11 protein-coding genes are annotated in these 12,621 nt (G+C 32.4%); 5 read left to right on the top strand and 6 right to left on the bottom strand.

Features of this window, described 5'->3' with window-relative positions; genetic code table 11:
- Positions 1-95 precede the first annotated feature (95 nt).
- Complete coding sequence (locus ABNT65_RS12360; protein ID WP_348745959.1) at positions 96-2,306, top strand: hypothetical protein; 2,211 nt, start codon at positions 96-98, stop codon at positions 2,304-2,306.
- A 67-nt stretch (positions 2,307-2,373) separates the two neighbouring features.
- Here the strand turns inward: ABNT65_RS12360 and ABNT65_RS12355 are convergent, their stop codons facing one another.
- The 6 genes from ABNT65_RS12355 to ABNT65_RS12330 all read right to left on the bottom strand — a co-directional run bounded on the left by ABNT65_RS12355 (position 2,374) and on the right by ABNT65_RS12330 (position 6,833).
- Complete coding sequence (locus tag ABNT65_RS12355) at positions 2,374-3,183, bottom strand: DNA/RNA non-specific endonuclease (protein WP_348745958.1); 810 nt, start codon at positions 3,181-3,183, stop codon at positions 2,374-2,376.
- Positions 3,180-3,626: an acyl-CoA thioesterase gene (locus ABNT65_RS12350; RefSeq protein ID WP_348703776.1), complete on the bottom strand. Its 447-nt coding sequence runs from the start codon at positions 3,624-3,626 to the stop codon at positions 3,180-3,182. Before ABNT65_RS12350 ends, ABNT65_RS12355 begins: the two co-directional genes overlap by 4 nt.
- 59 nt (positions 3,627-3,685) lie before the next feature.
- A complete protein-coding gene (locus ABNT65_RS12345) occupies positions 3,686-4,162 on the bottom strand; it encodes a hypothetical protein (RefSeq protein ID WP_348703778.1) in 477 nt (158 codons plus the stop codon).
- Positions 4,163-4,300: 138 nt separating this feature from the next.
- Positions 4,301-5,197 carry a DUF4350 domain-containing protein gene (locus tag ABNT65_RS12340; RefSeq protein ID WP_348745957.1) on the bottom strand — a complete coding sequence of 299 codons (897 nt, stop codon included), beginning with the start codon at positions 5,195-5,197 and terminating at the stop codon, positions 4,301-4,303.
- A gap of 2 nt (positions 5,198-5,199) precedes the next feature.
- Complete coding sequence (locus ABNT65_RS12335; protein WP_348745956.1) at positions 5,200-6,468, bottom strand: M56 family metallopeptidase; 1,269 nt, start codon at positions 6,466-6,468, stop codon at positions 5,200-5,202.
- Positions 6,469-6,470: 2 nt separating this feature from the next.
- Positions 6,471-6,833: a BlaI/MecI/CopY family transcriptional regulator gene (locus ABNT65_RS12330; protein ID WP_348703784.1), complete on the bottom strand. Its 363-nt coding sequence runs from the start codon at positions 6,831-6,833 to the stop codon at positions 6,471-6,473.
- A 130-nt stretch (positions 6,834-6,963) separates the two neighbouring features.
- Here ABNT65_RS12330 and ABNT65_RS12325 point away from each other — a divergent pair, with 130 nt between their 5' ends.
- From ABNT65_RS12325 to ABNT65_RS12310, 4 genes are all read left to right on the top strand, one after another.
- Positions 6,964-7,467 (top strand): DUF456 domain-containing protein, encoded by a 504-nt coding sequence (locus ABNT65_RS12325; RefSeq protein ID WP_348703786.1) that lies wholly within the window; start codon positions 6,964-6,966, stop codon positions 7,465-7,467.
- A gap of 350 nt (positions 7,468-7,817) precedes the next feature.
- Positions 7,818-9,515 carry a lysine--tRNA ligase gene (lysS, locus tag ABNT65_RS12320; RefSeq protein WP_348737632.1) on the top strand — a complete coding sequence of 566 codons (1,698 nt, stop codon included), beginning with the start codon at positions 7,818-7,820 and terminating at the stop codon, positions 9,513-9,515.
- Positions 9,516-9,653: 138 nt separating this feature from the next.
- On the top strand, positions 9,654-11,300 hold the full coding sequence (locus tag ABNT65_RS12315; protein ID WP_348745955.1) for a beta-N-acetylhexosaminidase: 1,647 nt from the start codon (positions 9,654-9,656) through the stop codon (positions 11,298-11,300).
- Between the two features lie 171 nt (positions 11,301-11,471).
- On the top strand, positions 11,472-12,584 hold the full coding sequence (locus ABNT65_RS12310; protein ID WP_348737635.1) for a hypothetical protein: 1,113 nt from the start codon (positions 11,472-11,474) through the stop codon (positions 12,582-12,584).
- The last annotated feature ends 37 nt before the right edge of the window (positions 12,585-12,621 follow it).

Raw genomic sequence — 12,621 nt, 5'->3', positions numbered from 1 at the left:
AATCCTTTAAAGCAAGGTTAAACTTAAACCAATGGTAAATTAACATTCATGTATTTGTTTTGCCGTAACTTAAAAGATTAACATTATATACTAAGATGAGAAAACAAATTATTACAATGGTTATGATGGCTATGACAATGGCTTTCGTAGTATCGTGTGGGGACGATAATCCTATTCCAACAGGTTCTTGTTCGGATGGTATCCAAAACGGAGATGAAACAGGGGTTGACTGTGGAGGGTCATGTAAACCTTGTTCTAATGCTGATTTATCAGGAGAAATTTCTTCTGAAGTAACATTAGATGCTAGTGTAACATACAAGCTTAATGGAAAATATGAAGTAAAAAGTGGAGGTGTTTTAAATATCCCTGCTGGTACTAGAATAGAAGCTGTAGGAGGAACTTCTGCATACATAGCAGTAGCGCAAGGAGGTAAAATTTTTGTAAATGGTACTAAAAGTAATCCAGTAATAATGACCTCTGGAGCTACTAACCCAGATAAAAAAGATTGGGGAGGATTAGTTGTTTGTGGTAAGGCACCAACTAATAAGGGAGATAACTCTATATCTGAAGTAGCAGGTTTAACTTATGGTGGAACTGTTTCAAATGACGATTCTGGTTCAATTCGTTACTTAAGACTTGAATATACAGGAGCGGCTTTTAGTAATACTAAAGAGTTTAACGGTCTTTCTTTATTTGGAGTTGGTTCAGGAACTACAATAGAGTATGTTCAATCTTATGAAGGAGGAGATGATGGTATTGAGTTTTTTGGAGGTACAGTTAATGGTAAGTACTTAGTTTCTACTAATTCAGGTGATGATTCAATTGATTTTGCAGATGGATGGGCTGGAACAGGAGAATACTGGTATATTTCAGGAAGTGCTAAAGCTGGTATAGAAGGGTCTAATAACGGAAGTAATGGTAATGCTACTCCTGTAACAAATGCTACATTAAAAAACATATCTGTCGTTGGTCCAGTAACAGAAGGAGCTTTGTTTTATAAAGAAGGTGGAGGAAACTTTACAATTGATAACTTTTATATTTCTGGTGTTAACTTAGGTGTAAAGGTAAAATCTACTGATGCTCCAGCTAATACAAGAATCCAAAATGGAGACTTAAAAATGACAAATGTTCAGTTTGCAGAAAATGCAGATGGATTTAAATTAACAGATTATACAGGTGCTAATGATGATTTTATTAAGCAAGGTGTAACAACTGGAGCTGGTAATGGAGCTGCTGCACCTGATTGGGCTGCAGGATGGACTAGAGGTTTAAGTAATAGTGGAGTAAGTAAAGAAAACTTAGCTGGTGAAGTTACTGGTGATGTTACATTAAAATCAGATGTTGAATATCAATTAACAAGTTCATTTGTTGTTAAAGATGGAGGTAAGTTAACTATTCCTGCAGGAACAACTATTAAGGCTGTTGGAGGTACTTCTGCTTATATCGCAGTAGCGCAAGGAGGACAAATTTTTGTTAATGGAGAAGCTAACAATCCTGTTATTATGACTTCTGGAGCAGTTTCACCTAAAGCTGATGATTGGGGTGGATTAGTTATTTGTGGTAAAGCTCCAACAAACAAAGGAACTGATGCAGTTTCAGAAGTTGCAGGTTTAACTTATGGCGGTTCGAATGTTAATGATAACTCAGGGTCAATTAAGTATTTAAGAGTTGAATATACGGGAGCTTCATTTAGTAATTCAAAAGAGTTTAATGGAGTATCATTATTCGGTGTAGGAGCAGGAACTACCTTAGAGTATGTTCAGTCTTTTGAAGGCGGAGATGATGGTATTGAATTTTTTGGAGGTACAGTTAATGGTAAGTATTTAGTATCTACAAATTCAGGAGATGATTCAATTGATTTTGCTGATGGATGGGCTGGTACAGGTGAGTACTGGTATATTTCAGGAAGTGCAAGAGCAGGTATTGAGGGGTCAAATAATGGAAGTAATGGTAATGCAACACCTGTAACTACGGCAACATTAAAGAATATTACTGTAGTTGGTCCTGTAGCAGAAGGAGCTTTATACTATAAAGAAGGTGGTGGAAATTTCACAATTGATAATTTCTATATTTCTGGAGTTAATTTAGGTGTAAAGGTGAAGTCTACAGATGCTCCTGCAGGTACTAGAATTGAGAATGGAGATTTGAAAATGACTAACATTGAGTTTGCTAATAAAGCAACTGGTTTTGAAATAACTGATTATACTGGAGCTGCTGGTTCTAGCTTTGTAAATGAAGCTACAGCTACAGGAGCTGGTAAAGGTGCTGATGTACCAGATTGGACTAATGGATGGACAAGATGGTAGAAAGAAGTCTTTCTTACTGAAAACATAAAAAAACCGAGCATTTGCTCGGTTTTTTTATGTTTTATGATTACCTAAAACTCCAATTCTTATAATCCGTAGAAGCTTCAAGTTTATTTTCAAGTTTATCAGGCAACTCTGGAAAAAAATCAATACCAGTAAGTTTTTCCAAATAATCTATCGAAACAACAAAGCTATACAAAGGCTTATTACTTTCTTGGTGAGGTAATAAAAAAGCGATAGCTTTAATTTCAGGTTTTGTATAATCAAGTAATATTTTATAAAACTGATTAGGGACACTAACTCTATCTTTACCAATCGTTTTTAAATTGGGTTTTAAAACTCCGCCAGTAACTACATACAAATGATTGTATTTCTTAGCCCAATAACGCGTTTTCTGTTCTAGTTTGTTCCAAATACCAGCATTAAAATCATGCTTTTGAGGAGAAATGTTAGAAGTATAAAAAGTCTCGTCATGCGCCTTTTTTGAGTAACGCTTATCACCAGCAGGACAAAGATGTCCTTTGTCATATCCAGATCTTTTATAATTTTTCCAACTAGCAGATTTTGTTCGTACTTTAGGGTCACTTATAAAAAAAGGTCGCTTATGCTTTGTGTAAATAATATCTTTTTTACTTAAAGAATAAGCAACCCATTCCGCTTGTTCATGTGCTTCACTATAAGAAAGCTGATAGCCATTATGTTTAACAATAGCTCCAGTAGTTGAGGTAGGTAGAAAATTAAAAGTCGATTTTTTTTCAGAACGTACTTCTGAGTTTGAGGGAGAATTTGTTTCTTTTTTATCCGATTGCTTTAACCAATAGCTAATCCCAATAGACAGAAGCACTAGTATAACTTTTATTTTCCTTGATGTACTCATGATTGTTTTAATAAAATTTCTTGAAAATCTTCCGTTTTTTCTACTTCATTAAAAATTTCTTGAAATTTTATAGGAGGAACAGACAGTTTGCGTTTTACCAAATCTAACCAAGCACCATACACAGTAATAATAGCAGCACGTTTTCCTTTGCTATTAAAAACCTCATGTTGAATTTTCCATCGTTCACCCTTACTTGAAAGTCCAACTACTTTTAAATTTACAGAAATGTCTTCACCCATATGAATTTCTTTTAAAAACTTGGTGTTTTCCTCAAATAAAATAGGACCAATTTGTTCTTTGGTAAAGTCTTGAATAGTAATGTTGTGTTTATTAAAAAAACGAAGTCTAACTTCAGCAGCATAATCGTTATATGCAGTATGACGCATATGAATATTTGCATCAAAGTCAGCCCATCTAGTGGTAAAATTTACAGAAAAACTCATGTTGTATTTTTTAAAGAGCGAAAATAATTAAATTATATAAGTCTAAGAATCGTTAAAGTTTAATTAGCAATTTCTATTTTAATAGGGAGCTTATAAGTTGTGTTCACAGGAATCCCTCTTTTAGTAGCAGGAGTAATAGTAGGAAGCTTTTGTATAGATGCTTTTAATAAACTGTCTAAAGCAGGAATTTGTTCTAAAGTGTAAGAGGAAGCTTCAATCTCTTTTAGAAGAATAACGCCTTTATTGCTAATTTGTAAGTGTAAAAAAATAGTTTCATCTATAGTTTCTTCAACAGTGAAATTAACGCTGGTCAAGTAATTGGCAATTTTTCTATGCAGCTCTTTTCTAAAACAATTCGTTTTTTCTGTGTCTATTAAGTTTCTACAAGCTATAAAAGCAGGAGAGTTATCCACTTTTGTAAAGTCAACGATAGTATCTATAAGTATTGGTTGGGGTTTGGATGAAAAAGAGAAATAATCACAAGATGAAAAAGTAAGTGTACAAAAAAAGAAGGTCCAATAAAAGAATCTCATCATCTAATTGATTTTGAGATTAAAATACAAAAAATATGATATAGATAATTATTAGATATAAATTATCAGGTATCTAAATATTAGGTTGACTTTTGAAAAATAAAAGCCGAAAAATAATTTCCTCGGCTTTTAAATATGAATCTATTTTGATTGTAACCAATGCATAATATTGAGTAACAATTTATAATTATCAACCGCTTCTTTGGCATTCATTCCTACTTTTATTCTATTAGGGCCAGCTAATTGAGCGGTAAACATAGCAGCTTCACCAAAAAAAGCAATCTTTCCTTTTTTGTAATTCATAATGGCACCTTGTGATAAGTCTTTGGCAGAAAAACGTTTAGTCTTTTCTGAAAAACGCCACATAGTATCAGGTAAATGAACAATTAGATCTTCATTGGCTTTCAAAATTGAGGTAGCTTTACTAGGAGCCTTAAAAGCTTGACCAGTAAACGTCCGTACTAGATTTATATGCTTATGTGGAGCATTATCAGATGCTAATTTAGCGGTAGATAACATTTTATTTTCTTTAGAAAAATCGATAATACCTCTTCTGTCTTTGGTGAATAAAAAACTATCATAAAACTTAAACCCAAAAGTAGCTGCCAATTGCTCACTTGCACCAGCAAAAGGCATATGATCAGCAATTAAAAATAAAGAACCTCCGTTGGCTACCCAATTGTGTATGCTTTCAATTTCTTTTTTAGTAAAAGCACTTTGAGTAGGCGCAACAAATGGTGGTCTACTAGTTTGAGGCAAAGCATTTGAGATAACTAAAACCTTCAATTCTTTTAAAGAACTTTCAGAAAATGTATTTTGAAATCTTTTCACAGTATACCCCGCTTTTCTTAAAATTGTAGCAAAAGGTAAAAAACGATTGTTAATGGTATGAAAGTTTCCATGAGCCTCGTCTACATATATTTTAGTAGCGTAGCTTCTTTTTTCAATTGTGGGTATAAATGTTGTGTCTGGAATCTGTTGTGAATAAGCTAAAGTCTGTGTTAAAAGCCAATAACTTAAAAAGAATAACCTTTTCATACTTATTCAACAACAAAAGTAATAGGCAGTGTATAATGAACATTTACCCTTTTACCGTTTTTTTCACCAGCTTTCATTCTGGGTAGTTTACTAATAATTGATTCTGCATGTTCTTTTAAGGTAGCATGTGGAGCCCTAGCCTTAATGTCTTTTACTTCTCCAGTATTAGAAATTATAAATGAAGCATAAATTCGTTTTTTACCTACAGGTAAATTCAAAGTATTAGCATGTTTTACATCAAAATGTTTTTGAACAAAAGAAATCATTGTTTTGTTAAAACAACCTTTATCCCCATCAGGACAATCTGGAAAAGTAGGAATTTTCTCTAATGAAGCAAAAGAAACTTTTTCGTTACTCAAAATTGGTAAATTTTCCTTTGGTTCTACCATTTTCTCTGAGGAGCTAGGAGATGATACTTTTGTGTCGGTGTTATTACAAGAAACATAAAATAGCATGCCTAATACAGCTGGGACTAATACTAAATACTTTAGTTGTTTACGGTTTTCGGATTGTTTTTTTGTCATCATAATAATTCGTTTTTTGATTAATGAATGTTTATAAAATTGATTAATGAATGAAATAGAAGCTACCTGAAAAATATCAGATAGTAAATTGTTGATATATGCCTTTTTAGAGCTGAGTTTACTTACTTCAGCATCGGATATATATTCATGAACTAAAGAAATTCTATGTTGTAGTATGTAAATCATTGGATTAAACCACATGAAAATTTTAAGAAACTCAAAAAATAATAAGTCTAAAGAATGCTTTTGTTTACTATGAATTAATTCGTGATGTATAATTTGTTGTTGTTGATCTTTTGCGATACCAGTACCAATAAAAATATAATTGAAAAAAGAAAAAGCCTTAGTTTTACCATTAATTAAAACTAAAGTATACGAGTCTTTTTTAATTTTTTTGTTGTTGGTAATCAATCGAAAGATGGTAGATAGTTTATGTATAAATAGACCTAGAAAAAGAATAGAAACCATCCAGAATATAAGACTTACGTAATTGATTTCTTGATACCAAGTAGAGGCCTCAATAACCTTTTGTGGTGATATAATTACTTCAGGTACTAATACTAAATACTCATTTGAAGTTTTCTTAAATAAAGAAACGTTTATAAAAGGTAAACAAAAGGAAAATATCGTTGCTCCTAATAAATACCATCTATTGCTAGAGAAAAAAGTTTCTTTACTTAAAAATAAATCGTAACAAAGGGTAAACAATATTTGAAATAGTAATACCTGAATAATGTAATCAATCATAGCTAGTCGTTTTTATTTACTTCTTTTAAAATACTTTCTAACTCATTTATATCTACTTGATTTTCTTTCATAAAAAAAGAAACCATACTTTTAAAAGAACCTCCAAAATAACCGTTCATAAGTTTATGAATACTTTGATTACTATACATGCTTTTTTCAATTAAAGGAAAGTAAACATAGCCTCTACCTTTTTGTTTGTGGCTCACAAATTCTTTTGTTTCTAAAATTCGAATAATAGTAGAAACCGTATTATAAGCAGGTTTTGGTGCTGGTATTTCATGAATAATATCTTTTACAGAAGCCTCTTTTAACTCCCATAAAACTTGCATAATTTGCTCTTCTGCTTTTGTTAATTGTTTACTCATTTATTTCAATTGTTTGATATTCAATGAAACAAATATAACTAAAAAATTAGTTTAAACTAATTTTTTAGTTGAAATGTAACAAAAAAGAGTTGATAACGTCTTAATTATAGTAATACGAATAAAAAATACTATGGATACATTTTTATTGATATTAGGGTTTTTACTTACAGGATTAGGAATATTGGGTTCTTTCCTTCCTGTATTACCAGGCCCTATAACAGGTTGGGCAGGGTTATTAGTACTACATTTTACAGATGCAGTACCAATGAATACCACTTTCTTAACAATCACAGGCGTTATTGCACTTTTAATATTTATTCTAGATTATTTTATACCAGCAATGGGAACTAAAAAGTTTGGAGGCACTAAATATGGAGCTTATGGAACAACCATAGGTTTAATAGTTGGTTTATTATCACCCATACCATTTGGAATTATTATAGGAGCTTTTGTAGGAGCATTGGTTGGTGAATTGTTGTATGATGGATCAGATGTAAACAGAGCATTAAAAGCTTCTTTTGGAGCTTTCTTAGGTTTTTTAGCTTCAGTAACTATAAAATTTTCAGTAGCGGTATTATACTTCGTTCTTTTTGTAATAAAGTTTTGGGAGTATAAAGGAGGCTTTTGGGCGTAATTTGATAGTAGTATTTCAAAAGCAAAAAAAAAGCAACCCATCTCAGGGAAGCTTTCCATTGGTAACAAAACCATAGTGCTTTTCAGCACTTTAACAACACAACTAAACGCTGCTTTTAAAAAAGAGCAGCCTGCAAATATACATATAATTTTGTGTCTGCCAAATAAAAAAGTAATTTTTCACGGAAAAAGTCTTAATAGCTATTTCGGTTTTAAATTTATAGATAAGCTTAAAACACCCAATTTTATTGAACATATTTAGGTTAGAAATGGTATTACATACGTTGGTTTATGTTGTAATTGATTGTATCTTTGCGCTTTTAATTTAAGAAATCTTATAAAGTTTAAACAATGCAATTATCAGAACAAGAAGTTGTACGTAGAGAAAAACTTACCAAGTTACGTGAGTTAGGAATCAATCCATATCCAGCAGATTTATATCCATTAGATACCAATTCCAAACAGATTAAACAGGATTTCACTGAAGGGAAAAAGGTGATAATTGCTGGAAGATTAATGTCTCGTCGTATTCAAGGAAAAGCTTCTTTTGCTGAATTGCAGGATAGTGAAGGAAGAGTACAAGTTTATTTTAATAGAGATGAAATTTGTACAGGAGAAGACAAGACTTTATACAATGAAGTATACAAGAAATTACTTGATATAGGTGATTTTATTGGTGTAGAAGGAGAGTTGTTTACTACACAAGTGGGCGAAAAAACAGTATTGGTAAAGAACTTTACACTATTAAGTAAAGCATTAAAACCATTACCATTACCTAAAGTAGATGCAGAAGGAAATACTTTTGATGGATTTACAGATCCTGAAATGCGTTATCGTCAGCGTTATGCAGATTTAGCTGTAAACCCACATGTAAAAGATGTATTTGTTAAACGTACCAAGTTATTCAATGCCATGCGTCAGTTTTTTAATGATGCTGGTTATTTTGAAGTAGAAACACCAATATTACAACCAATTCCAGGTGGAGCAGCTGCAAGACCTTTCGTTACGCATCACAATGCATTAGATATTCCATTATACATGCGTATTGCCAATGAGTTATACTTAAAACGTTTAATTGTTGGTGGGTTTGATGGAGTGTATGAGTTTTCTAAAAACTTCCGTAATGAGGGAATGGATAGAACACACAATCCAGAGTTTACAGCTATGGAGATTTATGTAGCTTATAAAGACTATAATTGGATGATGGACTTTACTGAAAAGCTATTAGAACATTGTGCCTTAGCAGTAAATGGAACAACCCAAGCTACTTTTGGAGAGTATGAGGTAGATTTCAAAGCACCGTATGCACGTGTTACCATGGCAGATTCTATTAAGCATTTTACTGGTTTTGATATTACTGGAAAGTCAGAAGATGAAATTAGAGAAGCAGCTAAAGGAATGGGTATTGAAGTGGATGATACCATGGGGAAAGGAAAATTAATTGATGAGATTTTTGGTGAAAAATGTGAAGGAAACTACATTCAACCAACATTCATTACAGACTATCCAAAAGAAATGTCGCCTTTATGTAAAGAACATAGAGACAACCCTGAGTTAACTGAACGTTTTGAATTAATGGTGTGTGGTAAAGAAATAGCCAATGCGTATTCTGAGTTAAATGACCCAATAGATCAACGTGAGCGTTTTGAAGCACAATTAAAATTAGCAGCAAGAGGAGATGATGAAGCAGGTGAATTTATAGATCAAGACTTTTTACGTGCACTTGAGTACGGAATGCCACCAACTTCTGGGTTAGGAATTGGTATGGATCGTTTAATTATGTTCTTAACCAACAATCAATCTATCCAAGAAGTACTGTTCTTCCCACAGATGAAACCGGAAAGAAAAGCGCCAACTGTGGAATTAAATGAGGATGAAAAATCGGTGTTAGCTTTATTAGAAAAGACCGAGAAGATAGATTTAAACGAGCTAAAAGTACAAAGTGGGTTAAGTAATAAAAAATGGGATAAAACCATTAAAGGGTTAACCAAAAATAAACTAGCTAAAGTAGAAAAAACAGAAGAAGGTTTGTTTGTAGAAATAGTGTAAGTAATTATAAACGAATAAAATAAAGAAGGAGTTTACGAAAGTAAGCTCCTTTTTTTGTGAGAGTTATTTGTGTTTGAATAAGAAAGTTCTCAAAACAAATTGATACATTTGACAATAACCGAACTTTAAAAACTATTAATGAAAAATATTGTCTTCGTAATAGCTTGCCTATTAATAGCCTCTTGTTCTAATAAGTATCAAGAAATATCAAATTCAGAAAGTGATTATCAAATCATACCCAGACCTCAAAAACTAACCATAGCCAAAGGTCGTTTCCTGTTAACCCCAAAAACAAAAATAATTTGTGAGCCTAGTTTAGCACAAGAAGCAACTTATTTATCAGAATTATTAAAAGTCTCATTAGGAAACAATTTAGCTATAGAATCAACAACTAATAGTCAAGGAAATATTACACTACAACTAGATAATAGTATAGAAAACTCAGAAGGATATACGTTATCAGTAAATTATAATGCTATTATCATTTCAGGAAAAACAGCAAAAGGTGTTTTTTACGGGATACAATCTTTGCGACAACTGTTGCCCATAGAAATTGAGAATGCTGAGGGTATAACTAAAGAATTGACTGTTCCTGCGGTTGAGATTGTAGACAATCCGCGTTATACCTATAGAGGCATGCATTTAGATGTTGGACGTCATTTTTTTTCAGTGCCATATATAAAAAAGTATATCGATTTAATAGCAATGCACAAAATGAATACCTTTCATTGGCATTTAACCGAAGATCAAGGTTGGCGAATAGAAATTAAAAAGTATCCTAAACTAACCAAAATAGGAGGTTTTAGAAAAGGAACAGCTATTGGATTAGCGGGGACAAGAAATGCACCGTATACCTATGATACCATTAGATATGGGGGCTTTTACACGCAGAAAGAAATTAAAGAAGTAGTAAAATATGCTAAGACCAAACATATTACTATAATTCCAGAAATAGAATTACCAGGGCATTCATTAGCAGCATTGGCGGCGTATCCTGAGTTTGGAAACACCAAAGGCCCTTTTGAAGTAGCTAAAAGATGGGGAATCTTCCCACAAGTGTATGCGCCAACCGAAGAAACATTTCAGTTTCTAGAAGATGTGTTAACAGAAGTAATGGCACTTTTCCCCAGTAAATATATCCATATTGGAGGAGATGAGGTCTTGAAAAAAGAATGGAAAGAAAGTGCCTATGCACAAGAATTAATGAAAAAAGAAAAACTTAAAAATGAAGAAGAATTACAAAGCTATTTTATACAACGAATAGAAAAGTTTTTGAATTCAAAAGGACGAAATATTATTGGATGGGATGAAATTTTGGAAGGTGGTTTAGCACCCAATGCAGCCGTAATGTCTTGGCGTGGAGTTGAAGGCGGTATTGCAGCAGCCAAACAACACCATGAAGTAATCATGACTCCAGGTACACATTGTTATTTTGATTATTACCAAGTACCTGAAGAAGCACAAGAGAAAGAACCCATAACAGGAAGTAAAAGGCATACAAGTGTAGCAAAAGTATATGCTTATGAACCAACTCCAGCTGAATTAAATGCTGAGGAAAAAAAATATATCCTTGGAGCGCAAGGAAATGTTTGGACAGAATACATGCCTACTTGGGATTTGGTAGAATATAGAGTATTGCCTAGAATGACAGCTTTATCTGAAGTAGTATGGTCAACAAAAGAAAATAAAAATTGGAAGGATTTTCATAAACGTTTGCAACACATTGTAAAACGATATGACCTATTAGGATATAATTACGCAAAACATAGCATTACAAAAAAATAAAAACATATATCATTTACGCCTCTTTTAAGTTGGGGGATAAAAACCATTCTTTCGGATGGTTTTTTTATTTGAAAAAAGTTTAACTTTATGAACATCAGTTTGATGTGAGGTGATTATGACAGTTGCAATAACATCAATACTACTTTATACTAACCATAAAACAACTTAACCATGGCTACAATTTATTATTTAAATGATGTTCCTGTATTTGAGGACGAGGCAAAAGAAAAATTATATTCAGGAGAACTTTCTTCGCTAGATAAAGCGGTAAGATCTGGAGGTGAAATGAGTTTGCAATTTGAAAACGGTTCTATAAATGCAAATGAATTATCTCCCATTGATTTTACACCTATTGGAATTGGAAAACCCTTAAGCATTGAAATTTTAACGGTGTACTCAGGAGATGCACCCGGTAGATTTTTAGGTAAGAAAGATATGTTAGTAACTACAGGAGTTAAATCAGTAGGGACATACGAGTCTGCTCCCAAAGCCATTAATCAAATTGTAAAAAAAGTAGAAGATAATAACTATTATGAACCATCAGCTTTTAATGAAGGATCACCAATAGTATATTATACACCAGCTTTAGATATGAATACAATTTTATGCTCTTTTCATCTGGTAGCAGATACTTTTAATGAAAGTATCTTTGAAAGTGTATCTAATTTATTAGCCAAAGCAGGAGGTATTCCTGTATTTGCACCAGCAGCAAGTATTTTGCTAGCAGGAAGTACGCTAACATCGATCGTGTCTAAACTAGGAAAAGCAATATTTGAAACCAAACCTTTCTTTAGAGGAGATTTTACAATTAGATTAGATACACCTGGGCAGTTGCCTACTAAAGCAAGATATGTTTTGATAACAGATAAAAAGTTTGAAAAAGAATTTATCAATTACAGACCTAAAAGCGTACAGGTAGGTGATAGTACTCAAGTAAGAGTAGTGCATAAAACAACACAAAAAGCTTATGAAGGAGACGCACCATATGTATTAATATCCTTAGATGGAAGAGAACGAGAAGATTTAAAAAACTTCAAACCAACGCATGCATCAGCAGCTATAATAGAACAATTTTACGGAACGGATGCTAATTCGCAATCAGTAGAAGTAGTACAAGACGCATTAATGTTGTATAACGATTATCATTATTTTGAGAAAGCGCAAAAACAAAAAGAAAAATTGGAAAACTTAGAAGAAGGTAGTGATGCTTATAAAAGTGTAAAACTATTATATGATGCTTATGTAAAAAATATAAATTCGGATATTTTTACAGAGAACGTATAACAAAATATTATAAATAATATAAAGAGTGTAGAAAAAT

The sequence above is a fragment of the Tenacibaculum sp. 190524A02b genome (assembly GCF_964036645.1).
GTDB classification, from domain to species: domain Bacteria; phylum Bacteroidota; class Bacteroidia; order Flavobacteriales; family Flavobacteriaceae; genus Polaribacter; species Polaribacter vairaonense.
Note: the sequence above shows the minus strand (reverse complement) of the source record. Positions and strands in the feature narration are given on the sequence as shown.

Excerpts from the sequence above, each read along its gene's own strand:
- ABNT65_RS12360 (WP_348745959.1), top strand. The coding sequence starts at position 96 with ATGAGAAAACAAATTATTACAATGGTTATGATGGCTATGACAATGGCT.
- ABNT65_RS12355 (WP_348745958.1), bottom strand. The coding sequence starts at position 3,183 with ATGAGTACATCAAGGAAAATAAAAGTTATACTAGTGCTTCTGTCTATT.
- ABNT65_RS12350 (WP_348703776.1), bottom strand. The coding sequence starts at position 3,626 with ATGAGTTTTTCTGTAAATTTTACCACTAGATGGGCTGACTTTGATGCA.
- ABNT65_RS12345 (WP_348703778.1), bottom strand. The coding sequence starts at position 4,162 with ATGATGAGATTCTTTTATTGGACCTTCTTTTTTTGTACACTTACTTTT.
- ABNT65_RS12340 (WP_348745957.1), bottom strand. The coding sequence starts at position 5,197 with ATGAAAAGGTTATTCTTTTTAAGTTATTGGCTTTTAACACAGACTTTA.
- ABNT65_RS12335 (WP_348745956.1), bottom strand. The coding sequence starts at position 6,468 with ATGATTGATTACATTATTCAGGTATTACTATTTCAAATATTGTTTACC.
- ABNT65_RS12330 (WP_348703784.1), bottom strand. The coding sequence starts at position 6,833 with ATGAGTAAACAATTAACAAAAGCAGAAGAGCAAATTATGCAAGTTTTA.
- ABNT65_RS12325 (WP_348703786.1), top strand. The coding sequence starts at position 6,964 with ATGGATACATTTTTATTGATATTAGGGTTTTTACTTACAGGATTAGGA.
- lysS (WP_348737632.1), top strand. The coding sequence starts at position 7,818 with ATGCAATTATCAGAACAAGAAGTTGTACGTAGAGAAAAACTTACCAAG.
- ABNT65_RS12315 (WP_348745955.1), top strand. The coding sequence starts at position 9,654 with ATGAAAAATATTGTCTTCGTAATAGCTTGCCTATTAATAGCCTCTTGT.
- ABNT65_RS12310 (WP_348737635.1), top strand. The coding sequence starts at position 11,472 with ATGGCTACAATTTATTATTTAAATGATGTTCCTGTATTTGAGGACGAG.